This is a genomic window from Burkholderia seminalis (assembly GCF_001718535.1).
GTDB classification, from domain to species: Bacteria; Pseudomonadota; Gammaproteobacteria; order Burkholderiales; family Burkholderiaceae; genus Burkholderia; species Burkholderia seminalis.
Map to the genome: position 1 here is coordinate 2,491,776 of NZ_CP013398.1, position 25,811 is coordinate 2,517,586.

Annotated in this window: 26 protein-coding genes; 8 read left to right on the forward strand and 18 right to left on the reverse strand. The window is 64.8% G+C overall.

The genetic code is table 11. From position 1 onward, the window contains the following. Window positions 1–441 precede the first annotated feature (441 nt). From WJ12_RS11250 to WJ12_RS11265, 4 genes are all read left to right on the forward strand, one after another. Window positions 442–1,659 carry a DUF2863 family protein gene (locus WJ12_RS11250; RefSeq protein WP_034190826.1) on the forward strand — a complete coding sequence of 406 codons (1,218 nt, stop codon included), beginning with the start codon at window positions 442–444 and terminating at the stop codon, window positions 1,657–1,659. Window positions 1,660–1,870: 211 nt separating this feature from the next. After that, the gene (locus tag WJ12_RS11255) at window positions 1,871–2,707 is read left to right on the forward strand and encodes a response regulator transcription factor (RefSeq protein ID WP_034190825.1); all 837 of its coding nucleotides are present in this window, start codon (window positions 1,871–1,873) and stop codon (window positions 2,705–2,707) included. A gap of 75 nt (window positions 2,708–2,782) precedes the next feature. Then, window positions 2,783–3,457 (forward strand): energy-coupling factor ABC transporter permease, encoded by a 675-nt coding sequence (locus WJ12_RS11260; RefSeq protein ID WP_034190824.1) that lies wholly within the window; start codon window positions 2,783–2,785, stop codon window positions 3,455–3,457. 139 nt (window positions 3,458–3,596) lie between these two features. Next, the gene (locus WJ12_RS11265; protein ID WP_049028785.1) at window positions 3,597–4,247 is read left to right on the forward strand and encodes a BspC domain-containing protein; all 651 of its coding nucleotides are present in this window, start codon (window positions 3,597–3,599) and stop codon (window positions 4,245–4,247) included. Window positions 4,248–4,329: 82 nt separating this feature from the next. Here WJ12_RS11265 and WJ12_RS11270 read toward each other — a convergent pair whose 3' ends face one another. Both WJ12_RS11270 and yaaA read right to left on the reverse strand, forming a co-directional pair. After that, window positions 4,330–5,484: a M14 family metallopeptidase gene (locus WJ12_RS11270; RefSeq protein WP_034190822.1), complete on the reverse strand. Its 1,155-nt coding sequence runs from the start codon at window positions 5,482–5,484 to the stop codon at window positions 4,330–4,332. Window positions 5,485–5,620: 136 nt separating this feature from the next. Then, on the reverse strand, window positions 5,621–6,403 hold the full coding sequence (gene yaaA, locus WJ12_RS11275; protein WP_034190821.1) for a peroxide stress protein YaaA: 783 nt from the start codon (window positions 6,401–6,403) through the stop codon (window positions 5,621–5,623). 57 nt (window positions 6,404–6,460) lie between these two features. On the opposite strand from yaaA, the gene WJ12_RS11280 reads away from it, so the two are divergent. Together WJ12_RS11280 and WJ12_RS11285 are read left to right on the forward strand one after the other, a co-directional pair. After that, window positions 6,461–6,958 (forward strand): putative toxin-antitoxin system toxin component, PIN family, encoded by a 498-nt coding sequence (locus WJ12_RS11280; protein ID WP_034190820.1) that lies wholly within the window; start codon window positions 6,461–6,463, stop codon window positions 6,956–6,958. A 33-nt stretch (window positions 6,959–6,991) separates the two neighbouring features. Then, window positions 6,992–8,164, forward strand: a complete 1,173-nt coding sequence (locus tag WJ12_RS11285) for a pyridoxal phosphate-dependent aminotransferase (RefSeq protein WP_034190819.1) — start codon at window positions 6,992–6,994, stop codon at window positions 8,162–8,164. Window positions 8,165–8,205: 41 nt separating this feature from the next. Here WJ12_RS11285 and WJ12_RS11290 read toward each other — a convergent pair whose 3' ends face one another. Continuing rightward, the gene (locus tag WJ12_RS11290; RefSeq protein ID WP_059558091.1) at window positions 8,206–8,862 is read right to left on the reverse strand and encodes a glutathione S-transferase family protein; all 657 of its coding nucleotides are present in this window, start codon (window positions 8,860–8,862) and stop codon (window positions 8,206–8,208) included. Between the two features lie 202 nt (window positions 8,863–9,064). Between WJ12_RS11290 and WJ12_RS11295 the strand changes: the two genes are divergently transcribed. Together WJ12_RS11295 and WJ12_RS11300 are read left to right on the forward strand one after the other, a co-directional pair. Beyond that, the gene (locus tag WJ12_RS11295; protein ID WP_034190817.1) at window positions 9,065–9,856 is read left to right on the forward strand and encodes an oxepin-CoA hydrolase, alternative type; all 792 of its coding nucleotides are present in this window, start codon (window positions 9,065–9,067) and stop codon (window positions 9,854–9,856) included. Between the two features lie 240 nt (window positions 9,857–10,096). After that, on the forward strand, window positions 10,097–10,789 hold the full coding sequence (locus WJ12_RS11300; RefSeq protein ID WP_059558204.1) for a glutathione binding-like protein: 693 nt from the start codon (window positions 10,097–10,099) through the stop codon (window positions 10,787–10,789). A 47-nt stretch (window positions 10,790–10,836) separates the two neighbouring features. On the opposite strand, the gene WJ12_RS11305 is transcribed toward WJ12_RS11300, so the two are convergent. From WJ12_RS11305 to nuoG, 15 genes are all read right to left on the reverse strand, one after another. After that, a complete protein-coding gene (locus WJ12_RS11305; protein WP_059558092.1) occupies window positions 10,837–11,313 on the reverse strand; it encodes a MaoC family dehydratase in 477 nt (158 codons plus the stop codon). Further along, window positions 11,310–11,771, reverse strand: a complete 462-nt coding sequence (locus tag WJ12_RS11310; protein ID WP_034190838.1) for a MaoC family dehydratase — start codon at window positions 11,769–11,771, stop codon at window positions 11,310–11,312. Before WJ12_RS11310 ends, WJ12_RS11305 begins: the two co-directional genes overlap by 4 nt. A 38-nt stretch (window positions 11,772–11,809) precedes the next feature. After that, entirely contained in the window at window positions 11,810–12,943 is a 1,134-nt protein-coding gene (locus tag WJ12_RS11315; RefSeq protein WP_059558094.1) for an acyl-CoA dehydrogenase family protein, read from the reverse strand. 19 nt (window positions 12,944–12,962) lie between these two features. Further along, window positions 12,963–14,159 (reverse strand): acyl-CoA dehydrogenase family protein, encoded by a 1,197-nt coding sequence (locus WJ12_RS11320; RefSeq protein WP_059558095.1) that lies wholly within the window; start codon window positions 14,157–14,159, stop codon window positions 12,963–12,965. Window positions 14,160–14,263: 104 nt separating this feature from the next. After that, window positions 14,264–14,686 carry a DUF1178 family protein gene (locus tag WJ12_RS11325; RefSeq protein ID WP_034190812.1) on the reverse strand — a complete coding sequence of 141 codons (423 nt, stop codon included), beginning with the start codon at window positions 14,684–14,686 and terminating at the stop codon, window positions 14,264–14,266. Window positions 14,687–14,822: 136 nt separating this feature from the next. Continuing rightward, entirely contained in the window at window positions 14,823–15,413 is a 591-nt protein-coding gene (locus WJ12_RS11330) for an NUDIX domain-containing protein (protein WP_059558097.1), read from the reverse strand. Between the two features lie 40 nt (window positions 15,414–15,453). Beyond that, window positions 15,454–15,750: a DUF2818 family protein gene (locus tag WJ12_RS11335; protein ID WP_034190810.1), complete on the reverse strand. Its 297-nt coding sequence runs from the start codon at window positions 15,748–15,750 to the stop codon at window positions 15,454–15,456. Next, window positions 15,750–17,204 carry an NADH-quinone oxidoreductase subunit NuoN gene (gene nuoN / locus WJ12_RS11340; RefSeq protein ID WP_175028768.1) on the reverse strand — a complete coding sequence of 485 codons (1,455 nt, stop codon included), beginning with the start codon at window positions 17,202–17,204 and terminating at the stop codon, window positions 15,750–15,752. The genes WJ12_RS11335 and nuoN overlap by 1 nt, the downstream gene beginning before the upstream one ends. Before the next feature lie 36 nt (window positions 17,205–17,240). Next, window positions 17,241–18,731 (reverse strand): NADH-quinone oxidoreductase subunit M, encoded by a 1,491-nt coding sequence (locus tag WJ12_RS11345; RefSeq protein ID WP_021162817.1) that lies wholly within the window; start codon window positions 18,729–18,731, stop codon window positions 17,241–17,243. Between the two features lie 18 nt (window positions 18,732–18,749). Then, window positions 18,750–20,804, reverse strand: a complete 2,055-nt coding sequence (gene nuoL / locus WJ12_RS11350) for an NADH-quinone oxidoreductase subunit L (protein WP_034190808.1) — start codon at window positions 20,802–20,804, stop codon at window positions 18,750–18,752. A gap of 17 nt (window positions 20,805–20,821) precedes the next feature. Further along, a complete protein-coding gene (gene nuoK / locus WJ12_RS11355; RefSeq protein ID WP_006478272.1) occupies window positions 20,822–21,127 on the reverse strand; it encodes an NADH-quinone oxidoreductase subunit NuoK in 306 nt (101 codons plus the stop codon). A gap of 18 nt (window positions 21,128–21,145) precedes the next feature. Continuing rightward, a complete protein-coding gene (locus WJ12_RS11360; protein WP_011545812.1) occupies window positions 21,146–21,796 on the reverse strand; it encodes an NADH-quinone oxidoreductase subunit J in 651 nt (216 codons plus the stop codon). A gap of 112 nt (window positions 21,797–21,908) precedes the next feature. After that, window positions 21,909–22,397 (reverse strand): NADH-quinone oxidoreductase subunit NuoI, encoded by a 489-nt coding sequence (nuoI, locus tag WJ12_RS11365; RefSeq protein ID WP_009691265.1) that lies wholly within the window; start codon window positions 22,395–22,397, stop codon window positions 21,909–21,911. A gap of 10 nt (window positions 22,398–22,407) precedes the next feature. Next, window positions 22,408–23,475, reverse strand: coding sequence for an NADH-quinone oxidoreductase subunit NuoH (gene nuoH, locus WJ12_RS11370; protein ID WP_034190807.1), 1,068 nt, complete (start codon window positions 23,473–23,475; stop codon window positions 22,408–22,410). Further along, window positions 23,476–25,806, reverse strand: a complete 2,331-nt coding sequence (gene nuoG, locus WJ12_RS11375) for an NADH-quinone oxidoreductase subunit NuoG (protein WP_034190806.1) — start codon at window positions 25,804–25,806, stop codon at window positions 23,476–23,478. Window positions 25,807–25,811: the final 5 nt, after the last annotated feature.

The window sequence follows — 25,811 nt, forward strand, 5'->3', positions numbered from 1 at the left end:
GAGGATCAGCTCGCTGCCATCAAGCGCCCACACTTATCGGCTGTTAATTTTTAAAGAGCAATCTGCGAGGAACATCGTGTTTCCCGGCAGCGCTGCGTTTTCAGCAGCAGAGAAGCGAGATTATGAACCGTGTTTCGCAGCTCGTCAACAACTTTTTGCACTACGTCGTTGCGACCGCGGGGCTCAACTTCCGTACCGCCGAGGCCGTTCCTGCCGGGCCCCAACCGCACTGCTTCCCTTCCTCCCGCGCCGCGTTTCCGTGAGCGCGAAAGAGGCGTGATTCTATGCACCCGTCGGCAATCGCGCAAGGGGCTCGACGCAACTTTTTCTACGAAAGCCGCATTTCGGCCCGCCACGCATGTCCCGGCACGAGACCGCTTATGGTGCACAGAACGGACTAGAATGTGAGGTTCTTCGCCTCTTTCTATATACGTCTTTAATATGCGCCAGCGAATCGCCAAACGCCTCCCCCCCGATGCCGACAAACTGGTCGGTCTGTCGCTTGCGCTCTTCGCCTCGGGCAGCCGCATCGAGGATCGCTTCTGGGAAGCGAAGCTCGATGCGCTGCTCGCCAAGATTGTCCGCAACGGCAACCAGACCACGCTCGACGCAGCACTCGATCATCTTCAGCAGAATCACCCCGACGCGTACGGTGCACTGGCCGACATGGCCGAGACGCACAGCGAGTCGATGGTGATCGAGCACGACGGCCAGCCGTACGATGCGCTGCTGGTCGCGGTTCCAGTGCTCGCGTGGACGCGCTACATGATTCCGTCGGGTCCGCTCAAGGGGGACGTTACCGACGCGCTGCGAACGCACCTGCAAGCACACGTCCTCGCGAACGGCACGCTCGTCGGGCTGGCGCCGTTCCTCTACAGCATCGACCAGCTGCCGCGGCATCACGTCGAGACCTACCGCCTTGCGCAGCAGCTCGCGCATGCGGCGATCGGCCAGCACACGCCCAAACTGGGCTTCGGCGACCTGCCCGAAACGTCGCCGATCCTGGCCGATCCCCGCTTCCTCCTTGCGGTCGTCGCCGCGCCTGCCGGCGCGCCGCTGTTCCGCTGGCAGGAAGAGGAGAACGGCAGCCGGATCGAACGCGGCCAGTGTCTCGAGCAGTGGACGGCCCAGGGCGGCCCGAACCTGTCGATCGCCCTGCCCGGCTGCGAATTCGAATGCCTGCTTCCGGACGCGTACTACTCGGCCTGCCGCGATGCGGACGAGCGTATCCGTCCGCACACGGTACGAACGGCCATTCGTTATCTGTTTGACACACTTGGTGCGGCGCCGCAGGAGTTGCGCGCGGTGGTCGCCGGCTTCGGCGAACGCCGCATCGACGAGTATCGCGTCGGCTTCACGCGGCGCGCCAGCAACGACGTGATCTACGGTGTCGTCTGGCCGCTGTACGGCCGCGAAAACGGCGACGTGTCGATCGACAACGCGACGCTCGAAGACGAAGCGCCGATGGAAGGACCGCTCGAGGAAATCGTGAGCCTGCTGAAGGAATGCGGCGTAACCGACGTCCGCAGGCACGCGGGCCGCTTCGAACCGGAATACTGCGACGACTGCGGCGTGCCGCTCTACGCGGATCCGCTCGGCGAAATCGTCCATGCGGAAATGCCGGAAGACGCATCGCCCGCCCAGCCGCACTTCCACTGATCCGACGCCGCAGGCCGCCACGGCCTGTCGGTCCGAAGCCGCTCCCGGTTCCCGCCGGAGCGGCTTTTTTCTTGTCCGATCCTTTTCCGCCCGAAATTTCGGACAACTCCTAAGCCTTTCAGCCTAGCAGACATCGTGTAAGGTCTTTGTCATGATCGGAATCAACGCATGCCCGACAGCAATCAATGACTCAACCTAACGGAGATTGAATATGCGGTTCCTGATGCTCAATTCAGACGCCGAGCGGCGTGATGGACTGAAGGCCCTGCTGCGGCAGATCGACCGTCACGCCAGCATCAACGATGCGCCCGACAGTTTCCAGGCGCGCCGCCTGCTGCGTGCCCAGCGCTTCGACCTCGTCGCGATCGACTGGCTCGACGTAGGCCGGCTCGGCGAGCTTCAGGCGATCTGCAGCGCGTGCTCGCCGACACCGGCCGCCGTGCTGGTCGACGAAGCGCCACCCGATGCCGTCCAGCGCTTCTTCAACCATGGTGTCGCGGGCGTGATCCCGCACTCCACGCGGCCGCACCTGATCGTGCGGGCGCTCGAGATCGTGCTGCTGGGCGGGCACTACATTCCGCCGAGCGCGCTGAGTCTGCTGCCCTCCGTGGCCGCGGCACGCCACGATGCCCATTTCCAGACGCTTGCCGGATCGCTTCCCCGCCGCCCGCCCAGCGGCCTCCTGTCGCCGCGGCAAGCGCAGATCATGCGCTTCGTCCACATGGGCAGCACGAACAAGATGATCGCCCGGACGCTCGGCATCAGCGAAGGCACCGTGAAGATCCACCTCGCCAGCATCTTCCAGCAGCTCGGTGCCGCAAACCGCGCCGCCGCGGTCGCGATCTACAACGGCTGGCTCTCGCCGCACCTCGAGGTGCTGCTGGCGAACCGCAACCGCGCACGCAAACCGAACATCGGCGAACGCGGTCCGGTTCCGCTGCGTGCACAACGGAACGACCATCCGTACCCATTGCCGGCCGTGAACGCCGGCACGCAAGACCTGCCACTCGCCGCCGAGCCACCGGCACGGTTCCGGCGCGGGCGCTAGGCAAACAGTCTCGATATTGCGACGGTCGGTATGTGTGGATTCCCACCTTTGATGCTCAACGAGTAATATGAACGCATGGGTTTTCTTTTCACACCGCTTCCGCTCTGGGTTGGCATCGGTGGCTGGATCGCCGCCGCGGCCCTGCTCGCGCTCGCGATCTGGAATCGCCCGTTCGTACGCCTGCAGGATGCCACGCTGCAGCACGTGTGGCTCGCGCTCGTCACCGCAATTTCGGTCCTCTGGGCATCGAATGCCTGGCTCGAAGACGGCATCGTCATGCATTTGCTTGGCGCCACGCTGCTCGTCACACTGTTCGACTGGACACTCGCGCTGATCGCAATGGGCGCCGTCACGGCGGTTGCCGCGATCATCTTCGACGCGCCGTGGCAGGGCATTGGCCTGACCTATCTGATCTACGGGGCGCTCCCTGTCGCCGTGTCGGCGTTGCTGCAGCGCGCCGCGCTCGCGTGGTTGCCGCACAATCTCGCATCGTTCATCACCGGGCAGGGGTTCCTGTCGCCGGCCATCGCGATCGTCGCGGTCGCCGCAGCGGCGGCCGGTGTCCAGCTCGCGCTCGCGGACGGCGTGCCCGTCGTCATTCCGGCCGGCTATCTGCTGAACACCGCGCTGCTCGCGCTCGGCGAAGCGTGGTTCACCGGCATGGCGACGGCACTCATCGCCGTCTACCGCCCTGCGTGGGTCACGACCTTCGACGTCCGGCGCTATCGCCTCGGCGGCCCGCGCGCCTGAATTTCCTCCGGATTCACACACGGTCCACGCATGCCGCACGCCTCTTCCGCGGCGCGGCAGAACAGGCCGTCTACTGCCGCACAACTTTTTTACGCTAAGATTGAACTCCTGTTCTTCATCGGGCATCTATAGGAGCCCGATGTCTCATTCGCTCCTCACCAATAACCAGATGGACAGCTCACCTGCCTCGCTCCGGATTTTCCGGGCGCTCGGCAAGCTGGCAGCCTGTATCGCGGGCCTGTCGCTTGCGCTTCCCACACCGGCATTCGCCGACCTGCTCGACCAGCGCTCCGAACTGATCAACAAATTCGTCAACGAGATGCATGCCGATCCGCTCGCCGCCGATTGTGCGGCGCACGGCAGCTTCATCGCCAGTACCTCGACAGCGTTCGACCGCGTCGACTTCGCGCCGAACGCATTCGACAGCGGCAACGCGACGATCACGCCGTGGAACGACTCGTTCGACCAGGGCAAGCAGCGCGTGAAGGTCGACAACATCGTCACGGTCGACGGGCAAGGCATTCACAGCGACGGCAGCGACCCGACGCCGCTGAAATTCCGTTGCGGTTATGTCGGCCAGCAAATGCTCGCGTTCAGCTGGAACGACCCCGTCCCACCGCTGAAGCCGCGCGTGGAACGCTCGTCGTCGACGAAGAAGTTCAAGGGCAAGTCGCACCGCGGCAAGGCCAAGGCGAAGGCATCGGGCCGCACCGGCAAGAAGGCCGTGACCACGAAGAAATCGAGCGGCCAGAAGAAAGCCGTCAAGAAAAAAACCGCGAAGAAGTCCTGATACGACCGAGCGGCAACGACAGACGCAAAAAAGCCGGGGCATCCTGTGATGCCCCGGCTTTTTTCATATGACGACGATACGCTTACGCGAACGTGTCGACGTGCACCAGGATCGCGGCCAGCATCGCCGCGCCAAGCGCCGCGCTGCGCTCGCCGTTCCAGCCGACACGCTCGTCGGGCAGGTTCGCGTTGTCCTTGAACGGCATCTCGAGCGTCAGCGACAGGCAACCGAACTGGTGGCCGATGTATTTCGACGCCAGCTTGAGCGCATCTTCCTTGTACTTGCTTGCCGCATAGCCGTGCTCGGTCTGGAAGTCGGGACTCGCGACCTTGAACGCGTCGATGAACGCGGCCTGTTCCTTGCCCTGCTGCGCGGTAAAGCTCGGCAGCATCTCCGAACCGGCGACGAACACGTACGGCAGATCCTCATCGCCGTGAATGTCGAAGAACATGTCGCAGCCGATCGCATGGATCGCGTCACGGACGGCCAGCACTTCGGGGCTGCGCTCGGCATCCGGCGCCATCCACTCGCGATTCAGGTTCGCGCCTGCCGCATTGGTGCGCAGGTTGCCATGCACGCTGCCGTCCGGGTTCATGTTCGGGACGATGTGGAACGTCACGCGATCGTAGAGCTTGCGCGCGACCGGATCGCCAGCCCAGTCGCCCCATCCCGCCAGCCGCTTGACGAGGCCCTCGACGAACCACTCGGCCATCGACTCGCCCGGATGCTGGCGCGCGATGATCCATACCTTCTTCTTCGGCGCGTCGCCGGTTTCCGGCGTGCCGAGCGTCAGCAGCGACATCGGACGGCCTTCGACCGTACGGCCAAGTTCGACGACGCTCGCCTGTGGCAGCTGCTGGACCGCGCCGAGAAACGCCGCATGACGCTCTTCCGAATACGGCTCGAAATACGCGTAGTAGATGCTGTCGAACGCCGGCGTATGGTCGATGGTCATCGTCTTGCCGTCGAACGTCGTCGGCACGCGAAACCAGTCGACCCGATCGTAGCTCGCCACCGCCTGATAGTTGCGCCAGCCCGACGGATACGCGCATTCGGCCGCGTTCTCGAACGTCATCACGCACCGCTCGCCGCGCGCGCCCGTCAGCCGGTAGTAAAACCATTGCGCGAATTCCGAGCGATTGTCGCCGCGCACGCGCAGCCGGATCGCGTCGGGGCTGTCGCACGACACGACGTCGATCGCGCCTGCGTCGAAATTGCTGGTGATCGAAAGGGCCATCTGTCTCTCCTTTGTCGATCGGCGTGAGCGCTTTGACGCTCGCACCGGTCCCATGTAAAGCGGGCGGCCGAACGCACGGTATGCCGCGCGCCGGGCCTCATGCATGTGCCGGCCGTCTCGTGAACGGCCGGCCGGGTCACTCGCCGACTCGCCGGCGATATACGTACGTCGAATCGTTCGACGCAGCCGCGTCGAACGCATAGCCTTCCGTCGCAAAATCCTTCAGTGCCTTCGGGTCGGCAATCCGGTTCTCGACGACAAAACGCGCCATCAGCCCGCGCGCGCGCTTCGCATGGAAGCTGATGATCTTGTAGCGGCCGCCCTTCCAGTCCTCGAACACCGGCGTGACGACCGGCGCGGCCAGCAGCTTCGGCTTGACCGACTTGAAGTATTCGGTCGACGCGCAGTTGACCAGCACACGCGCCGCGCCGCTGCGCGTCTCGAGCTGCTCGTTCAGCGCCCGCGTGATGCGATCGCCCCAGAACGCGTACAGATCCTTGCCGCGCGCGTTCGCGAAGCGCGTGCCCATCTCGAGCCGGTACGGCTGCAGCAGGTCGAGCGGACGCAGCAATCCGTACAGGCCCGACAGCACGCGCACGTGCTGCTGCGCATAGTCGAGATCGGCCGACGACAGCGATTTCGCGTCGAAACCTTCATAGACGTCGCCGTTGAACGCGAGCACGGCCTGCTTCGCATTGGCCGGCGTGAAGGACCGCGACCAGTCGGCATAGCGCTGGAAATTCAGGCGCGCAAGCGGATCGGAGATATCCATCAGCGTCGCGATGTCCTGCGGCGACAGCTTGCGCAGGCCGTCGATCAGCTCGGACGCGTCGTCGACGAATGCAGGCTTCGTGTAAGACTGGACGTGCGCGGGCGTATCGTAGTCGAGGGATTTGGCTGGAGAGAGAACGATTATCATAGAGGCTCGCTGGCACGCCGTGCCTTGCGGTCAGACGAAAACCACCGATTGTAACGAATGACCCGCTCTCTCGCCCCGCACGCCGCGCACCGCGTCGTGCTCGACTCGAACGTCTGGATCGACATCCTCGTATTCGACGACCCCGCTACGCGCCCGATCCGGGCCGCGCTGGAAAGCGGCGCGCTTGCCGCCGTGATCGACGGCCGCTGCCTGACCGAGCTCGAATACGTGCTCGACTATCCGCAGTTCCAGTCGCGCGCGATCGACAAGGCGGCCGCACTCGCGACCGTCGCCCGCCTCGCGAGCCTCGTCGAGCCGCCGCCTGTCGACGCCGACGCGCCGCCGCTGCCGAAGTGCAAGGACCGCGACGACCAGAAGTTTCTCGAACTTGCCCGCGCCGCGCAGGCCGAGTGGCTCGTATCGAAAGACCGCGCGCTGCTGAAGCTCGCGAAGCGCACCGCACGCGACTTCGGCTTCCGGATCGCGCAGCCCGCGCCGTTTGCCGAGGCCTGCGCGCTCGACGCCGCACCGGACACGACGACCACGCCGGCCTGACCTGCGCCGCATCACCCGAATCCGACCGTATCGATGAACGCTCCTTCAGACATGCCAACGACTCCCGTTTTCCCCTCGCGCCTGCCGAACGTCGGCACGACGATCTTCACGGTCATGAGCGCGCTTGCCGCCGAAAAAGGCGCGGTGAACCTCGGCCAGGGCTTCCCGGATTTCGATTGCGATCCGCGCATCGTCGATGCGGTCGCGACCGCGATGCGCAACGGGCACAACCAGTATCCGCCGATGGCCGGCGTCGCACCGCTGCGCGACGCGATCGCCGACAAGATCGCGCAGGTCTATGGCCGGCGCTACGATCCGGCCACCGAGATCACGGTGACGGCCGGCGCGACGCAGGCGCTGCTGACGGCGATCCTGTGCGCGGTGCATCCGGGCGATGAAGTGATCGTCGTCGAACCGACCTACGACAGCTACCTGCCGTCGATCGAGCTCGCGGGCGGCAAGCCCGTGTTCGTCACGCTCGAGGCGCCCGATTATGCGATCCCGTTCGACCGCCTCGCGGCCGCGATCACGCCGAAAACGCGAATGATCCTGATCAATACGCCGCACAACCCGACGGGTACCGTGTGGCGCGAGGCGGACATGCGCAAGCTCGCGGACATCGTGCGCGGCACCAACGTGCTGATCCTGTCCGACGAAGTGTACGAGCACATGGTCTACGACGGTGCACGCCACGAAAGCGTTGCGCGCTACCCGGAACTCGCCGCACGCAGCTTCATCGTGTCGAGCTTCGGCAAGACCTATCACGTGACGGGCTGGAAGGTCGGCTACGTCGCGGCGCCTGCCGCGCTGACCGCGGAATTCCGCAAGGTCCACCAGTTCAACGTCTTCACGGTGAACACGCCGATGCAGATCGGGCTCGCCGACTACCTGCGCGACCCGGCACCGTATCTGTCGCTGGCCGGTTTCTACCAGAAGAAGCGCGACTTCTTCCGTGCGGGCCTCGAGCGCACGCGCTTCAAGCTGCTGCCGTGCACGGGCACGTACTTTCAGTGCGTCGATTACTCGGCGATCAGCGACCTGCCCGAGGCGGAATTCTCGAAGTGGCTCACGTCGGAGATCGGCGTGGCCGCCATTCCGGTGTCGGCGTTCTATCACGAGCCGCATGAATCGGGCGTCGTACGCTTCTGCTTCGCGAAGCAGGAAAGCACGCTCGCGTCCGCGCTCGAACGGCTCGCCCGCCTGTAAACCCCGTATGGGCGGCCCCCGCCGCCCTGCCGGAACCGCGCTTACGAGCGCGCGACGCGCGTCGCTTCGATATATGCCTTGCGCTCGGCGGCCACGCGCTGCGCGGCCGGACGCTCGCCGACCTGCTTCGCGTGCGCCTTCCAGTCGATGCCGGCGTCGAGCAGGAAATCGCGCCCGAATATCGCCTTCGTCGCCATCCCGATGACCGGCAGATGAACCCACGCGGCGATGTCCGCGAGGCCAAACGTCTCGCCGAGCACATACGGCGAAAACCGCGTCATCTGCTTGAACGCATCGATCGCACGCGGCAGGCGCTTCTCGACGTGCGCCTTCGTCCCGTCGCTGACCTTGCCGCCGAAAAATGCCTCCGTATAGACCTCGCGCGTCATCCATTCGAGATACAGCTCGAGCGTCTCGACCAGTTCGCGCACCTTCGCGGCCGCGAACGGACTCGCCGGGAAAATGCCTTTTTCGGGATAGCGCGCGGCCAGGTATTCGACGATCGCCTGCGACTCGAACAATGCGCCTTCCTCGGTCTTCAGGAACGGAATCTTGCCGAGCGGCGAATCGACGAGCCGGGCCGGATCGCTGATCGGCAAACCGCACACCGACTCCTCGAACGGAATGTCGTGCTCGAGCAGCACGAACTTCACCTTGTTGTAATAGTTGGACAACGGCATACCGCACAGCTGTAGCATCAGGGTCTCCTTCCTTGCTGAAGCGCGGCCGTAACGGTGCCGGCCGCATCGAGATTCGTCGCGCCGAAAAGCACGTTCGTGCTAGTCTAAAGCAAGTTTTGCGTTCGTCACGACAACATTACATCCGCTGCGGCAGCCATTCCGGCTGTTCGCGCAACATGCGCGGCGCAGCCGCCCCGCCATCCGATGGAGACACGCTCGCATGAGTGCTGAACTGCTGGCCTCGCGTCCGCCCGAGAGCGATTCGACGCTCGTCCTCACGCTGTCCAATCCCGGCGCGCGCAATGCGCTGCATCCCGACATGTACGCGGCCGGCATCGAGGCGATTGCCACCGCCGATCGCGATCCCGCGATTCGAGCAGTCGTCCTGACCGGTGCCGATCGCTTCTTCTGCGCGGGCGGCAACCTGAACCGGCTGCTCGAGAACCGTTCGAAGGATCCGTCCTACCAGGCCGACAGCATCGACCAGCTCGCCGCTTGGGTCACGGCGATCCGCGCGTCGACGAAACCGGTGATCGCAGCCGTCGAAGGCGCCGCGGCCGGCGCGGGTTTCTCGCTCGCGCTCGCGTGCGACCTGATCGTCGCCGCGCACGACGCGAAATTCGTGATGTCGTATGCGCGTGTGGGCCTCACGCCGGACGGCGGCGGTTCGTGGTTCCTCGCGCGCGCACTGCCGCGCGCGATGGCGGCCGAACTTCTGTTCGAAGGCAAGCCGGTCACGGCCGAACGCCTGCATGCGCTCGGCGTCGTCAACCGGCTCGCCGTGCCCGGCGCGGCACTGACCGACGCGCTCGCGTGGGCCGACGCACTCGCCGGCATCTCGCCGAACGCCCTCACACGCATCAAGTCGCTGCTCGACGATGCGACGACGCAATCGCTCGAACCGCATCTCGGTACCGAGCGCGATCATTTCGTCGCGTCGCTGCATCATGCGGACGGGCTCGAAGGCATCACCGCGTTTCTCGAGAAACGCCAGCCGCGTTACAAGCGCTGATCGAGCCAGCCTTCTCCCGTGACGACGCGACGCCGCCCGGTCGTAACGGCGCTCGATACCGCGCAAGAAATGCACTGACGCACGTCGCGCCCGACGTCGGCGGCGCGCTTCACGCCGCCTGCGCACACGCATCGCCAGGCACGTTTCCGTCGCCAGCAGCCCGCGTCGATCCATGCTCTAATGTCCGCCTGTCGCGGCGCCCCCGGCGCCGTTTTCGCGCATGCAACCGAGGAGTTGACGATGATCGACGTCTATAGCTGGGCGACCCCGAACGGCCACAAGGTACACATCATGCTCGAGGAAACGGGCCTCGCATACCGTGCACATCCGGTCGATATCGGCGCAGGCGACCAGTTCAAGCCCGACTTCCTGAAGATCAGCCCGAACAACAAGATCCCGGCCATCGTCGATCCGGACGGTCCCGGCGGCAAACCGATCTCGCTGTTCGAATCGGGCGCGATCCTGATCTATCTCGCGGAGAAGACCGGCAAGTTCCTGCCGACCGATCCGGCCACGCGCTATGCAACGCTCGAGTGGCTGATGTTCCAGATGGGCGGCGTCGGCCCGATGCTCGGGCAGGCGCACCACTTCCGCCTGTACGCGCCGGAGAAGATCGAATACGCGGTCAACCGCTACACGAACGAAGCGAAACGCCTGTACAACGTGATGGACAAACGCCTCGGCGAATCCGAATATCTCGCGGGCGACGCGTACACGATCGCAGACATTGCGACGTTCCCGTGGACGCGTTCGTGGCAAAACCAGGGCATCGTGCTCGACGAGTTGCCGAACGTGAAGCGCTGGTACGACGCGATCGCCGCGCGCCCCGCCGTGCAGCGCGGCGTCGAGGTGCTCGCGTCGATGCGCAAGGCACTGCAGGACGACAAGGCTCGCGAAGTGCTGTTCGGCGCGACGCAGTACGCGAAGCACTGACACGCAGGTGACGGACGGGGCGGCAAGCGTGCCTGCCGCCCCGCGCGTCAGAAGTAGTGCAGCGTGATGAACTCCGCCGCGCACACCAGCAGCGGCGCATCGGGACGCTCGACCTGGATCGACACCGACCACGTCACCTGCACCCCGCCCTGCGCGGCGCCGGCGGTTTCCTTCACCGCGAACAGCGCACGCACGCGTGCACCGACCGGCACCGGCTTCAGGAATCGCACGCGATTCAGCCCGTAGTTCACGCCCATCTTCTGCTCGAAGCGCATCGCATCGGTCATCAACGCGGGAATCAGCGACAGCGTCAGGAACCCGTGCGCGATCGGTCCGCCGAACGGCGACTCGCGTCGGGCGCGCTCGGGATCGACGTGAATCCATTGATGATCGCCGGTCGCGTCGGCGAAACCGTCGACGCGATGCTGGTCGATCGCGATCCAGCCGCTCGCGAGCGGCTCCGCGCCGACCCGTGCCTGCAACACCTCGGCCGACGCGATCAGCGGCAAGGTCACGTCCGTCATGCGCTCGCCCCTCCCGGATGGCGCAGCCCGAAAAGCACCTTCGTATGCACGCTGATCACCGTCTCGCCGGCTTCGTTCACGCCGACCCACTCCGTCGACACGATGCCGCGGTCGGGCTTGCTCTCCGACACGCGCTTGTCGTGAACCTTCTGGTACATCGTGATCGTGTCGCCGGCCCGCACCGGCTTGAGCCAGCGGATCGAGTCGATGCCCGGCGAGCCCATGCTGGTCGAATCCGGCCCGAGCTTCCGGACGAGCAGGCTCATGAACACCGAGCACGTATGCCAGCCGCTCGCGACGAGGCCGCCGAAATGCGATGCCTTCCCGGCCGCCTCGTCGAGATGGAACGGTTGCGGATCGTAGCGCTGCGCGAACGCCTTGATGTCGTCGGGCTCGAACGTGTAGCGGCCCACTTCGGTCGTGCTGCCGACCACCAGGTCTTCGTAACTGATACCCACTTGCAAGTCTCCTTGTCTGGCGCGCTCGCGCGTCGCCGTCATGCCGCGTCGGCCTGCGCGAAATCGGGCAGCGCCGCGATCCGGGCAAGATGATGGTCGGTGTCGCCGAGCGTCGTCTCGATGATCGTCAGCCGCTTGAACAAATGCGCGGCAGCGACCTCGTTGGTCACGCCCATGCCACCATGCAACTGAATGGCCTGCTGGCCGACGAAACGCGCGGCCGCGCCGACACGTGCCTTCGCGGCGGACACGGCCTTGCGCCGCGCATCGGCGTCGCCGCTCGCGTAGCGCACCGCCGCCAGATAGGTCAGCGAGCGCGCCTGCTCCGCATGGATCAGCATGTCGACCATCCGGTGCTGCAGTGCCTGAAAACGCGCGATCGGCACGCCGAACTGCTCGCGCGTCTTCGTGTATTCGACCGTCGCGCGATTCAGCTCGTCGAGTGCGCCGACCGCTTCCGCGCACAGCAGGAACGTCGCGTAATCGGCAACCTGCTCGAGCGCCGCCGCGTCGCGCGCACCGCCCGTCAGCAGCCGGGCCGGCGTTGCGTTGAATTCGATCGTCGCGGCACGCTGGCCGTCGATCGTCCGGTAGTCGGTCACCTTCGCGTTCGCCGCGTCGCGTTCGACGACGAACAGGCCGATGCCGCCGCCATCGACACGCGCGGGCACGATCCACGCATGCGCCTGTGCGCCGTGCTGAACGACCGACTTGATGCCGGTCAGCCGGTACGTGCCGCCGTGCTCGCGCGCATGCGTGTCGAGCTCGTACAGATCGTAGCGCGCCTGCGGCTCATGGAACGCAACCGCCAGCCGTTTCTGTCCCTGCGCCACCGCCTCCAGCAACGCGGCATCGTCGCCCGCGCCGGAGCCGGCGATGCGCAGTGCCTCGACGCCGACCGCCGTGGCCCAGTACGGCTCGATCACGAGCGCGCGGCCGAGCTCCTGCATCACGATCAGCATGTCGACCGGACCGCCGCCGAAGCCGCCCTGGGCGTCGGGCACCGGCAATGCGGTCAACCCCAGTTCGGTGAATGCGCGCCATTGCGCGTCCGAGACACCCGTGTCGCCGCGCACGATCGCCTGACGCGCGTCGAAGCCGTATTGCTCGCCGAGATACCGGCGCAGCGCGTCGGCGAACTGCTGCTGCTCATCGGTAAAGCTGAAATCCATGGTTGTCTCCGTTCCCTGATCACAGCCCCAGAATCATCTGCGCGATGATGTTCTTCTGGATCTCGTTCGAGCCACCGTAGATCGACGTCTTCCGGTAATTGAAGTAGTACGCGGCAAGCGGCGCCGCATCGTCGTCGCCCGCGATGCTGTGCTCGCGCTCGCCGTCGAGGAACGGCACGTCGAACGGCGCGGCGAGCGGGCCGATCGCATCGACCATCAGTTCGGTGAGCGCCTGCTGCACCTCGGTGCCCTTGATCTTCAGCATCGATGCCTCGGGGCCGGGCCCCTTGCCGCTCGTCTCGCGGCTGACGACACGCAGCACCGTCACCTCGAGCGCCATCAGCTCGACTTCGAGCGCCGCGACCTTCGCGGCAAATACCGGATCGGCGAGCAACGGCTTGCCGTTCTTGCGCTGGTTCGACGCCACGCGCTTCAGGAACGCGAGCTCGCGTTTCGACGCGCCGACGCGTGCGATGCCGGTGCGCTCGTGGCCGAGCAGGTATTTCGCGTAGGTCCAGCCGCGGTTCTCGTCGCCGACGAGGTTCTCGACCGGCACCTTCACGTCCTCGAAGAACACTTCGTTGACCTCGTGGTCCTCGTCGAGCATGACGATCGGGCGCACGGTGATGCCGGGCGTCTTCATGTCGATCAGCAGGAACGAGATGCCCTCCTGCTTCTTCGCGGCCGGATCGGTCCGGACGAGGCAGAACATCATGTCGGCGTGCTGGCCGAGCGTCGTCCAGGTCTTCTGGCCGTTGACGACGTAGTGGTCGCCATGGCGCTCGGCGCGCGTGCGCAGCGATGCGAGATCGGATCCCGAACCGGGCTCCGAGTAACCCTGGCACCACCAGTCGGAACCGTCGAGTATGCGCGGCAGATAGTGGCGTTTCTGCGCCTCGCTGCCGTACTTCATCAGCACCGGTGCGACCATCGACACGCCGAACGGCAGCACGGTCGGCGCGCCGATCCGCGCGCACTCCTCATCCCAGATGTGTCGCTGCGTCGCGTTCCAGCCCGGGCCGCCGTATTCGACGGGCCACGCGGGCGCGGACCAGCCGCGCTGGCCGAGAATCCGGTGCCAGCTCGCGAAATCCTCGCGGTCGAGTCGTTTGTGATCGAGTACTTTGGCGCGCAGCGCGTGAGGCAGGTTGGCCTCGAGCCAGGCGCGGACGTCAACGCGGAACGCGTCGTCGGCGGGGGAATAATCCAGATCCATGCGCAGTGTCTCCTGTCGGCCGGAGTGCGCGCTTCAGCGGTTGCTCCGGTCTCATGCAGACGCTCGCCGCGGCCGTCCGCCCCGGCAAGGATCCGCTGCATGCGTCATTGCAGCGGTTCTTTCAGCGCGGCAGGAATCGGCAGCGGCATCACGTCGATGCCTTCTTCGGCCAAGGATTGCGCATCTTCCGGCGTCGTGACGCCACGAATGCTGCGTGCGGGCGCCTCGTTGTAATGGATGCGCCGCGCTTCCTCGGCGAAGCGCTCGCCCACATTCTCGGTTTTCTCCAGCACCTCGCGCAGCGCACGCATCACCTGCGCCTGCAGCGCACGCGGATCGGCCGGCCGGGCCTGCGTCGCGCCCGACAAGTTCAGGCGCGGCGCCGACGGCAGACGGTTGACCTCGGTCGTTCCGCACACCGGACATTCGACCAGCTTGCGGGACAACTGCGCTTCGAATTCATCGGCGGAAGCGAACCAGCCTTCGAACCGATGACCGTGCGGGCACTGTAAATCGAGGACCTTCATGCTGAATCAGGGCGTGTGACGAGTGTAGCGCAAATTGCGGTTTTGTGAACGATCGTGCTAAATCCCGATCGCGCGGGACGAACGCACCGCGTCACCGGATTGTAACGCGGCGCCCCGCCCGCCGTTGGCGCGACGCTCAGGGCGTCAGGACCGGCCCGAGCGGCCAGGCGCCGGACAGCGCCTTGTCGAGCCACATCATGCCGATGATCGTCTTCACGTCGGTGATCTGGCCCGTGCGCACCCACTCCTGCAGATCGGCCTGCGTCGCGGTGAAGGTCTCGAGGAATTCGCCTTCGTCGAGCTTGCGCTCGCCGGCCGTCAGCCCGCGCGCAAGGTACAGGTCGATGAATTCGGTCGAATAGGAAATGATCGGGTGAATGCGGGCCAGGAACACGTATTCACGCGCCGTGTAGCCCGTTTCCTCGCGCAGTTCGCGCACCGCGCACGCGAGCGCGCCTTCGTCCGGATCGAGCTTGCCGGCCGGGAATTCGGCCATCACCTTGCCGATCGGATAGCGATACTGGCTTTCCATCAGCACGCGGCCGTCGTCGAACAGCGGGATCACCATCACCGCGCCCGGATGCTGGACGTATTCGCGCGTGGCCTTCTTGCCGTCCGGCAGACGGACGGTGTCGCGCTTGAGCTTGAGGAACGCGCCTTCGAAAATCGCCTCGCTCTCGAGGCAGGTTTCGGTCAGTGCGGCGTCGTGATTGGGTAGTTCGGCCATCGGCGGCTCCTGGATGAGCACGACGGACGGCCGGGGGCCGTCAGCGTCGTTTGACGAGATACTGGAACGTGAAGCCGGGGAACGCGAACACGACGAACAGACTGAACGTGATCGCGTAAAACTGCCAGCCCTGTTCAAAGCGGTTGCCGGCACGCGATTCGAGCCAGAAGCCGAGCGCGCCGACGATGAAATACAGCACGATCAGCTCGCCGATCCGCACCCACGCGCTCTTCTTCGCCGCGCCGAACGGCACGACGGCGAAGAGGCGTTGGTTCAGGAACGGGAGGTTGGCGCATACGAGCGCCAACAGCACGATAAACCAGCCGGCTGCCGACATTACAGCGGCAGCGTGTGACGAATTGCCTGCAGGCAGGCCGTCAGCAGCGGGCTCGGAATCAGGCCGAGCACGACGACCGCCAGGCCGTTCAGCACGAGGATCGTGCGCTTGCAGAAATCACCCGTGATCGGCGTCGAATCCTGCGGTGCATCGAAATACATCAGCTTCACGATGCGCAGGTAGTAGAACGCGCCGAACAGCGACGTGATCACGGCCAGCACGGCCAGCCACGTGAGGCCCGCGTTGACGGTCGCCTCGAGCACGGCCAGCTTCGCATAGAAGCCGACGGTCGGCGGGATGCCGGCCAGCGAGAACATCATGACCATCATCACGAACGCGAACACCGGGCTGCGCTTGTTGAGGCCCTTGAAGTCGTCGATCGTTTCCGCTTCGAAATCGCGGCGTGCGAGCAGCATCACCACGCCGAACGAGCCAAGCGTCGTGATCAGGTAGACGATCGCGTAGAACATCGCCGAGCTGTAGGCGTTCGCCGGTGCCGCCGCGTCGCCCTTCACGATGCCCGCGAGCAGGCCGAGCAGCACGAAGCCCATGTTCGAGATCGCCGAGTAGGCGAGCATCCGCTTGATGTTGCGCTGGACGATACCGGTGATGTTGCCGACGATCAGCGACAGCGCGGCGAGGATCACGAGCGCGGTCTGCCAGTTCTGAGCGAGCGGCAGCAGGCCCATCACCAGGAAACGCAGGCCCCACGCGAACGCGGCAACCTTCGGGCCGCCGCCGACGAACAGCGTCATCGCGGTCGGTGCGCCCTGGTAGACGTCCGGCACCCACATGTGGAACGGCACGGCACCCAGCTTGAACGCGATACCGGCGACGATGAAGACCACGCCGAACATCAGCACGGCTGCGTCGGTGTTGCCGCCGACGGCCTTGTACACCTCGCCCAGCTCGAGCGAGCCGGTCGCGCCGTAGAGCATCGAGATGCCGTACAGCACGAAGCCCGACGCGAGCGCGCCCAGCACGTAGTACTTCATCGCGGCTTCGCTCGACTGCGCGGCGTCGCGGCGCAGCGCGATCACGGCATACAGCGACAGCGACATCAGTTCGAGACCGAGGTACAGCGTCAGGAAGTTGTTGCCCGACACCATGACCAGCTGGCCGAGCAGCGAGAACATGCCGAGCAGGAACACGTCGCCGCGGAACATGTCGCGATCTTCGAGGTACTTGCGCGAATAGACCAGCGAGACCGCGAAACCGAACGACACGACGGCCTTCATCGTGCTCGCGAACGAGTCGACGACGACCATCTTCGAGAAGAAGTAGTACTGCTGCGGGTCGAGTGCCTGCACCGCGAACCACACGCCCGCGACGACCGACGAAACGACCGCGATCAGATAGGTCAGGCGGCGGCCGGAAGCACCGGTAAAGGTGTCGTTCAGCCATGCGACGACGATGGCGGCCATCACCAGCGCGTCAGGCAACAGGACATTCATAGGAGCATTCATGATCTTGGTTTCCTCCGCTCGCGATTACTGGGCCAGCGGCAGCTTCGACTGCGCGACGTGGGAGAGGAGGTTTTCCACGGAAACGTGCATCACGTCCGTGAAAGGCTTCGGATAAAGACCCATCAGCAGCGTGAACGCGGCGAGCACGGCCAGCATCAGGAATTCGCGACGGCCGATGTCCTTCAGCTTGGCAACGTGATCGTTCGCCACCGCGCCGAAGTACACGCGCTTGTACATCCACAGCGTGTAGGCCGCACCGAGGATCAGCGTGAACGCCGCGCCGAAGGCGATCCAGAAGTTGTACTGGACGGCCGCGAGAATCACCATGAACTCGCCGACGAAACCCGACGTACCCGGCAGGCCGCAGTTGGCCATCGAGAACAGCATCGCGAATGCCGCGAACTTCGGCATCACGTTGACGACGCCGCCGTAATCGGCGATCTGGCGCGAGTGCACGCGGTCGTACAGCACGCCGATGCAGAGGAACATCGCGCCCGACACGAAGCCGTGCGAGATCATCTGGATGATCGCGCCTTCGACGCCGAGCTGGTTGAAGATGAAGAAGCCGAGCGTGACGAAGCCCATGTGCGCGATCGACGAATACGCGACCAGCTTCTTCATGTCGGCCTGCACCATCGCGACGAGGCCGATGTAGATCACCGCGATCAGCGACAGCGTGATCACGACCGGTGCCAGGAAGTGGCTCGCGTCAGGCGTGATCGGCAGCGAGAAGCGCAGGAAACCGTAGGCGCCGAGCTTCAGCATGATCGCGGCCAGCACGACCGAGCCGCCCGTCGGCGCTTCCACGTGCGCGTCCGGCAGCCACGTGTGCACCGGCCACATCGGCACCTTCACCGCGAAGGCGAGGAAGAAGGCGATGAACAACAGGATCTGCGGCGTCATCGCGATCTTCGCGTTCTGCCACGTCGCGAGGTCGAACGAGTGCGTTTCCGTGTACAGGTAGATCAGCGCGACCAGCATCAGCAGCGAGCCGGCCAGCGTGTACAGGAAGAACTTGAACGCCGCGTACACGCGGTTCGGGCCGCCCCACACGCCGATGATGATGTACATCGGGATCAGGGTCGCCTCGAAGAACACGTAGAACAGCAGGCCGTCGGCCGCCGAGAACACGCCGATCATGATCCCGGACAGGATCAGGAACGCCGCGAGGTACTGCGCGACGTTCTCGGTGATCACTTCCCACGCGGCGATCACGACGATCACCGTGATCAGCGCGGTCAGCACGACGAACCACATCGAGATGCCGTCGACGCCGAGGTGATACGCGATGTCGAAGCGTTCGATCCAGGTCGACTTCTCGACGAACTGCAGCGCGGCCGTGCTCGAGTCGAAGCCCGTGATCAGCGGGATCGTGACCGCGAGACCGAGCAGCGAGCCGATCAGCGCGATCCAGCGGGCCGTCCCCGGATTTTTGTCGTTACCTACCGCGAGTACCAGGAGGCCGAAAACGATCGGCAACCAGATCGCGGTACTGAGAATCGGAAAAGCGTGCATTGTTCTTGTCCCCTCGCCTTATTTGCCGCCGAGCGTTACAAACAGGGTCAGGAGCCCCAGCATGCCGATGATCATGGCGAACGCGTAGTGATAGATGTAACCGGATTGGAGGAAGCGGATCACGCCGGCGAACCAGCCGATGAACCGGGCGCTGCCGTTGACGAGGCCGTCGATCACCACGACGTCGCCTTCCTTCCACAGGCCGCGGCCGATCGCCACCGAACCACGGGCGAACACCACTTCGTTGATCTTGTCCAGGTAGTACTTGTTGTCCAGCAGCGTGTAGATCGGGCCAAACGCGCGGCGGATCGACGCCGGCAGTTCCGGACGCTTCAGGTACAGGAACCAGGCGACCACGACGCCGGCGAGCGCGAGCCAGACCGGCAGGCCCGACACCGAGTGCAGGCCCATGCCCACCCAGCCGTGGAACTCTTCGGCCATCTCGGCGAGCGCCGGGTGGTTTTCGCCGATGAAGATCACCTTGTCGAAGGCGACGCCATGCTGGAAGAAGTCGCCGAACAGCATCGGGCTGATCGCGATCGCACCGATGATCACCGACGGGATCGCCAGCAGGACCAGCGGCACCCACACGACCCACGGGGTCTCGTGCGGCTCGTGCGCGTGGTCGTCATGACCGTGGCCATGGCCGTGATCGTCGTGGCCGTGCGCGGCCGCCATGCCCATCGGCGACTCCGGATGCTTCGGCTTGCGGAAGCGCTCCTCGCCGTGGAACACCAGGAAGTACATGCGGAACGAGTACAGCGCCGTGACGAACACGCTCGCGACGACCGCGAAGTACGCGAAGCCCGAACCCGGCAGGTGCGACAGCTTCACCGCGTCGATGATCGAATCCTTCGAGTAGAAGCCCGAGAAGAACGGCGTGCCGATCAGCGCGAGCGAACCGACGAGCGACGTGATCCACGTGATCGGCATGTACTTGCGCAGGCCGCCCATGTTGCGCATGTCCTGGTCGTGGTGCATGCCCATGATGACCGAGCCGGCGCCGAGGAACAGCAGCGCCTTGAAGAACGCGTGCGTCATCAGGTGGAACACGGCGACCGGGTAGGCGGACACGCCGAGCGCGACGGTCATGTAGCCGAGCTGCGACAGCGTCGAGTACGCGACCACGCGCTTGATGTCGTTCTGGACGATGCCGAGGAAGCCCATGAAGAGCGCCGTGATCGCGCCGATCACCGTGATGAACGACAGCGCGGTATCCGACAGCTCGAACAGCGGCGACATGCGCGACACCATGAAGATACCGGCCGTCACCATCGTCGCCGCGTGAATCAGCGCCGAAATCGGCGTCGGACCTTCCATCGAGTCCGGCAGCCACACGTGCAGCGGGAACTGTGCCGACTTGCCCATCGCGCCGATGAACAGGCAGATACAGGCCACGGTCAGCAGGCCCCAGTCGGTGCCCGGGAAGTGCAGGCTCGCGAGTTCCGCGCGCTTCGCGAACACTTCGCCGTAGTTCATCGAGCCGGCGAACGCGAGCAGCAGGCCGATGCCGAGCAGGAAGCCGAAGTCGCCCACGCGGTTCACGAGGAACGCCTTCATGTTCGCGTAGATCGCGCTCTCACGCGTGAAGTAGAAGCCGATCAGCAGGTACGACACCAGACCCACCGCTTCCCAGCCGAAGAACAGCTGCAGGAAGTTGTTGCTCATCACGAGCATCAGCATCGAGAACGTGAACAGCGAGATGTACGAGAAGAAGCGCTGGTAGCCGTCTTCTTCCGCCATGTAGCCGATCGTGTACACGTGCACCATCAGCGAGACGAAGGTCACGACGACCATCATCATCGCGGTCAGCGAATCGACGAGGAAGCCGACTTCGAGTTTCAGCGAGCCGACGTTCATCCATTCGTAGACGGTCGCGTTGAAGCTTGCGCCGCCCATCACGTCGAGGAAGACTTTCGCCGACAGGAGGAACGCGATCATCACGCCGAGGATCGTGATCCGGTGTGCGCCCTTGCGCCCGACTGCGTTCCCGAACAGCCCCGCAATCAGCGAGCCGGCCAGCGGAGCGAGCGGAATCGCCAGCAGCAGGTTTTCATTGAGTGTCGTTGACATAACAGCGTTGCCTGAAATTAACCTTTGAGCTGATCGAGATCCTCGACATTGATCGTGTCGAGCTTACGGAACAGGGTCACCAGAATCGCAAGACCGATCGCGGCTTCCGCTGCCGCGACGGTCAGCACGAAGAACACGAAGATCTGGCCGTGCACGTCGCCGAGGTAATGCGAGAACGCGACGAAGTTGGTATTCACCGCCAGCAGCATCAGTTCGATCGACATCAGGATGATGATGACGTTGCGGCGGTTCAGGAAGATCCCGACGATCGCGATCGCAAACAGGATCGCGCCGAGCACAAGGTAGTGAGCAAGAGTCAGCATGATTTTCTTTTCCTCCGCTTAGCCGTTGGTGCCCGAACCGGCTTCGCTCTGCGCCGTTTCCGGCTGCGGCTTGTCCGCTTCCATCTTCACGAGGCGCACGCGGTCGTTGCGGCGCACCTTGACCTGATCCGACACGCGCTGGCGCTTGCTGTCCTTGCCCTTGCGCTCGGTCAGCCCGATCGCGGCGATGATCGCGACCAGCAGCACGAGACCGGCGATTTCGAACGCGAAGATGTAGTCGGTGTAGATGACCTTGCCGATCAGGCGCGTGTTCGACCAGTTGGCCATCTCGCCCGTCGCCATCGCATGCACGGTGTGCGTGTCGCCGTAACCGCGCCACAGGATCAGCGCGGTCTCGATCACGATGATCGCGCCGACCACGGTCGCCATCGGCACGAAGCGCTTGAAGTCGCGGCGCAGGTAGTCGATGTTGATATCCAGCATCATCACGACGAACAGGAACAGCACCATCACGGCGCCCACGTAGACCAGCACCAGCAGGATCGCGAGGAACTCCGCTTCCAGCAGCATCCAGATCGCGGCGGCGTTGAAGAACGCCAGCACAAGGAAAAGCGCAGACGCCACCGGGTTGCGCGAAGTGATCACCTTCAGCCCTGATACCACCAGGAGCAGCGCGAAGATGTAGAACAGTACGGTCGTGAATTCCATGATTACCGGTTCATCGTTAGGCCATAGTCAGGCGCGGCTTGCGGGACGCTCTCGCGTGCCGCACCCGTCGCGGCGGCTCGGCCCTGGCTGCGGGCCGGCACTGCAAACACAATCAACGATACGGCGCGTCGGCAGCCTTCGCCGCGGCGATGTCCTTCTCGTAGCGATCGCCCACCGCGAGCAGCATTTCCTTCGTGAAATACAGGTCGCCGCGCTTTTCGCCGTGGTACTCGAGAATCTGTGTCTCGACGATCGAATCGACCGGGCAGCTCTCTTCGCAGAAACCGCAGAAGATGCACTTCGTCAGGTCGATGTCGTAGCGCGTCGTGCGGCGCGTGTTGTCCGCGCGCGTTTCCGATTCGATCGTGATCGCCATCGCGGGGCACACGGCCTCGCACAGCTTGCACGCGATGCAGCGCTCTTCGCCGTTTTCGTAGCGGCGCAGTGCATGCAGCCCGCGGAAACGCGGCGAGATCGGGGTCTTCTCTTCCGGGAACTGCACGGTGAACTTGCGCTTGAACGTGTAACGACCGGTCAGCGCGAGCCCCTTCAGCAGCTCGGTCAGGAAGAAGGTCTTAAAGAAGTGTTGGATAGCCGTCATGATTTCGTCCTTACTTCACCCAGATGTTCAGCGGCGACATCATCCAGCAGCCGACCACGACCACCCAGATCACCGTGACGGGCAGGAACACCTTCCAGCCCAGACGCATGATCTGGTCGTAACGGTAGCGCGGGAACGTCGCGCGGACCCAGATAAACACCGACAGCAGTGCGAATACCTTCAGCACCAGCCAGAAGATGCCCGGGATGAACGACAGGAATTCGAACGGCGCATCCCAGCCGCCGAGGAACAGCGTCGCAGCCAGCGCCGAGATCACGATCATGTTGATGTACTCGGCGAGGAAGAACAGCGCGAACGCCATACCCGAGTAGTCGATCATGTGACCCGCGACGATTTCCGACTCCCCTTCCACCACATCGAACGGGTGGCGGTTCGTTTCGGCGATGCCCGAGATGAAGTACACGACGAACGCCGGCAGCAGCGGCAGCCAGTTCCACGACAGGAAGTTCACGCCGTGGCCGGCGAAGAAGCCGTGCTGTTGCGAACCGACGATCTCCGACAGGTTCAGGCTGCCGGCCGTCATCAGCACGAGCACCAGCGCGAAGCCCATCGAGATTTCGTACGACACCATCTGTGCCGCGGCGCGCATCGCGCCGAGGAACGCGTACTTCGAGTTCGATGCCCAGCCCGCGAGAATCACCGCGTACACGCCGATCGACGAGATCGCCATCGCGTACAGCAGGCCCGCGTTCACGTTCGCGAGGACCGCTTCGGCCTGGAACGGGATCACGGCCCACACGGCGAATGCCGGCACGACGGTCATCACCGGCGCGATCAGGTACAGCCAGCGGCTGGCGGCGCTCGGCTGAATGACTTCCTTCAGCAGCAGCTTCAGCACGTCGGCGATCGGCTGCAGCAGGCCGCCGGGGCCGACGCGGTTCGGGCCGAGACGCACGTGCATCCAGCCGATCAGCTTGCGTTCCCACAGAATCAGGTACGCGACGCACAGCAGGATGACGACGGAGACGACGAGGATGCGCACGACTGCCCACACCGTCGGCCACGCGAAGCCGAGAAGCTCGGCCCCGCCCGCGTTGATCGTATCGAACAAGCTCATTTACGCCTTCTCCACCACCAGTTCACCGGACAGGCTGCCGAGCGCTGCGCCGGCAGGCGTCGCCGCCGACACGCGAACGACCGTCTCCGCAAGATTCGCGTCGCGCACGGCCGGCAACTGCACCGCACGCTCGCCCTGGCGCACGCGCACGGCGTCGCCTTCCTTCAAGCCCAGCTTGTCGAACAGCGCGGCCGGCAGGGCTGCGGCATTCGCCGCCTTCGCGGCAGCCGTCAGGTGCAGCGCACCCGCGCGGCGCACGAGCGCGTCGGCGTGATAGATCGGCACATCGGCCAGGCGCTCGAAACCGCCGTTCGCGGCATTCGCCGCGGCACGCACCGGCGCGACCGACGTCTGGTTCGACAGACGGCCCGCGACGCCGGCGTCGCCGAGCGCGGCGAGACGCACTTCTTCCGCGGTCTCGTATTCGAAGTTCGGCAGGCCGAGCAGGCTGCCGAGCACGCGCAGCACCTTCCAGCCCGGACGCGTGTCGCCGAGCGGGCGCACGACGCCGTTGAAGCTCTGCACGGTGCCTTCCGCGTTCACGTACGTGCCGGCCGTTTCGGTGAACGGCGCAACCGGCAGCAGCACGTCGGCGTAGTCGAGGCCGTGCTTGAACGGCGACATCACGACGACCATTTCCGCCTGGTTCAGCGCGGCCAGCGCCTGGGCCGGATCGGCCGTGTCGAATTCCGGCTCGACGTTCAGCAGCACGTAGCCCTTGCGCGGCTGCGCGAACGCTTCGCGTGCGTTCAGGCCGCCTTCGCCCGGCAATGCGCCGACGACGTGCGCGCCGACCGTGTTCGCCGCTTCCGTCAGGAAGCCGAACGTGGCGCCGGTGTTGTCGGCGATCCACTTGGCGACGGCATGCAGCTTCGCGAATTCGGGGTGGCGGACCGCGACGTTGCCGAGCAGCACCGCGCGGCGTTCGCCGTTCGACAGCGACTGCGCGACAGCCTGCGCGGCCGGCGATGCGGTGACGCCTGCCAGCGCGTCGGGCAGCGCGACGCCGCGCAGTTGCGCGACGGCCGCGGCGATGCCGGCCAGCTCGTCGAGCCACGCGGACGGTGCGGCCACGATGCGTTGCGCGGTCGGAATCAGTGCGTCGTCAGCGGTCGCGTGCAGGAAATGCAGCTTCGCGCCGTTCTTCGCGGCCTGACGCAGGCGCGACGCGAACAGCGGGTGGTCGCGGCGCAGGAACGAGCCGACGACGAACGCGGCGTCCACGTTCGACAGGTCGGCGATCGGCATGCCGAGCCACGGCGCGCCCTGGACCGGCGCCGAGAAATCCTGCTGACGCAGACGGAAGTCCACGTTCGGCGTCTTCAGTTCGTTGGCGAGCTGCTTCACGAGGAACAGCTCTTCAGCGGTGCTGTGCGCGCTCGCGAGCATCGCCAGCGCGTTCGCGCCGTGATCCGCGGCGATGCCCTTCAGGCCCTTCGCGACGTATTCGAGCGCGGTCTGCCAGTCGGTTTCGATCCACTGGCCGCCCTGCTTCAGCATCGGCTTCGTCAGGCGCTCTTCGCTGTTGAGGCCTTCATACGAGAAGCGGTCCTTGTCCGAGATCCAGCATTCGTTGATCGCTTCGTTCTCGAACGGCAGCACGCGCATCACGCGGTTGTTCTTCACCTGCACGACGAGATTCGCGCCGACGGAATCGTGCGGGCTCACCGACTTGCGGCGCGACAGTTCCCACGTACGGGCGCTGTAGCGGAACGGCTTGCTGGTCAGCGCACCGACCGGGCACAGGTCGATCATGTTGCCCGACATTTCGGAATCGACCGTCTTGCCGACGAACGTCGTGATTTCCGAGTGCTCGCCGCGGCCCAGCATGCCGAACTCCATCACGCCGGCGATTTCCTGGCCGAAGCGGACGCAGCGCGTGCAGTGGATGCAGCGCGACATTTCTTCCATCGAGATCAGCGGGCCCACGTTCTTGTGGAACACCACGCGCTTTTCTTCCGAGTAGCGCGACGACGACTTGCCGTAGCCGACCGCCAGATCCTGCAGCTGGCATTCGCCGCCCTGATCGCAGATCGGGCAATCGAGCGGGTGATTGATGAGGAGGAATTCCATCACCGACTGCTGCGCCTTCACGGCCTTGTCGGACTGCGTGTGGACGATCATGCCGGCCGACACGGGGGTCGCGCAGGCAGGCACGGCCTTCGGCATCTTCTCGACTTCGACGAGACACATCCGGCAGTTGGCCGCAACCGACAGTTTCTTGTGATAGCAGAAGTGAGGAATGTACGTATCCGCCTTGTGCGCAGCCTGGATCACCATGCTGCCTTCGGGCACCTCGACCTTCTTGCCGTCTATTTCAAGTTCAACCATGATGG

Excerpts from the sequence above, each read along its gene's own strand:
- WJ12_RS11305 (WP_059558092.1), bottom strand. The coding sequence starts at position 11,313 with ATGACGGACGTGACCTTGCCGCTGATCGCGTCGGCCGAGGTGTTGCAG.
- WJ12_RS11345 (WP_021162817.1), bottom strand. The coding sequence starts at position 18,731 with ATGCACGCTTTTCCGATTCTCAGTACCGCGATCTGGTTGCCGATCGTT.
- WJ12_RS11315 (WP_059558094.1), bottom strand. The coding sequence starts at position 12,943 with ATGGATTTCAGCTTTACCGATGAGCAGCAGCAGTTCGCCGACGCGCTG.
- nuoK (WP_006478272.1), bottom strand. The coding sequence starts at position 21,127 with ATGCTGACTCTTGCTCACTACCTTGTGCTCGGCGCGATCCTGTTTGCG.
- WJ12_RS11300 (WP_059558204.1), top strand. The coding sequence starts at position 10,097 with ATGATCGACGTCTATAGCTGGGCGACCCCGAACGGCCACAAGGTACAC.
- nuoN (WP_175028768.1), bottom strand. The coding sequence starts at position 17,204 with ATGAATGTCCTGTTGCCTGACGCGCTGGTGATGGCCGCCATCGTCGTC.
- WJ12_RS11250 (WP_034190826.1), top strand. The coding sequence starts at position 442 with ATGCGCCAGCGAATCGCCAAACGCCTCCCCCCCGATGCCGACAAACTG.
- yaaA (WP_034190821.1), bottom strand. The coding sequence starts at position 6,403 with ATGATAATCGTTCTCTCTCCAGCCAAATCCCTCGACTACGATACGCCC.
- WJ12_RS11270 (WP_034190822.1), bottom strand. The coding sequence starts at position 5,484 with ATGGCCCTTTCGATCACCAGCAATTTCGACGCAGGCGCGATCGACGTC.
- WJ12_RS11280 (WP_034190820.1), top strand. The coding sequence starts at position 6,461 with ATGACCCGCTCTCTCGCCCCGCACGCCGCGCACCGCGTCGTGCTCGAC.
- WJ12_RS11320 (WP_059558095.1), bottom strand. The coding sequence starts at position 14,159 with ATGGATCTGGATTATTCCCCCGCCGACGACGCGTTCCGCGTTGACGTC.
- WJ12_RS11290 (WP_059558091.1), bottom strand. The coding sequence starts at position 8,862 with ATGCTACAGCTGTGCGGTATGCCGTTGTCCAACTATTACAACAAGGTG.
- nuoG (WP_034190806.1), bottom strand. The coding sequence starts at position 25,806 with ATGGTTGAACTTGAAATAGACGGCAAGAAGGTCGAGGTGCCCGAAGGC.
- WJ12_RS11260 (WP_034190824.1), top strand. The coding sequence starts at position 2,783 with ATGGGTTTTCTTTTCACACCGCTTCCGCTCTGGGTTGGCATCGGTGGC.
- nuoI (WP_009691265.1), bottom strand. The coding sequence starts at position 22,397 with ATGACGGCTATCCAACACTTCTTTAAGACCTTCTTCCTGACCGAGCTG.
- WJ12_RS11285 (WP_034190819.1), top strand. The coding sequence starts at position 6,992 with ATGAACGCTCCTTCAGACATGCCAACGACTCCCGTTTTCCCCTCGCGC.
- WJ12_RS11335 (WP_034190810.1), bottom strand. The coding sequence starts at position 15,750 with ATGTCGGCAGCCGGCTGGTTTATCGTGCTGTTGGCGCTCGTATGCGCC.
- nuoL (WP_034190808.1), bottom strand. The coding sequence starts at position 20,804 with ATGTCAACGACACTCAATGAAAACCTGCTGCTGGCGATTCCGCTCGCT.
- WJ12_RS11360 (WP_011545812.1), bottom strand. The coding sequence starts at position 21,796 with ATGGAATTCACGACCGTACTGTTCTACATCTTCGCGCTGCTCCTGGTG.
- nuoH (WP_034190807.1), bottom strand. The coding sequence starts at position 23,475 with ATGAGCTTGTTCGATACGATCAACGCGGGCGGGGCCGAGCTTCTCGGC.
- WJ12_RS11295 (WP_034190817.1), top strand. The coding sequence starts at position 9,065 with ATGAGTGCTGAACTGCTGGCCTCGCGTCCGCCCGAGAGCGATTCGACG.
- WJ12_RS11325 (WP_034190812.1), bottom strand. The coding sequence starts at position 14,686 with ATGAAGGTCCTCGATTTACAGTGCCCGCACGGTCATCGGTTCGAAGGC.
- WJ12_RS11255 (WP_034190825.1), top strand. The coding sequence starts at position 1,871 with ATGCGGTTCCTGATGCTCAATTCAGACGCCGAGCGGCGTGATGGACTG.
- WJ12_RS11265 (WP_049028785.1), top strand. The coding sequence starts at position 3,597 with ATGTCTCATTCGCTCCTCACCAATAACCAGATGGACAGCTCACCTGCC.
- WJ12_RS11330 (WP_059558097.1), bottom strand. The coding sequence starts at position 15,413 with ATGGCCGAACTACCCAATCACGACGCCGCACTGACCGAAACCTGCCTC.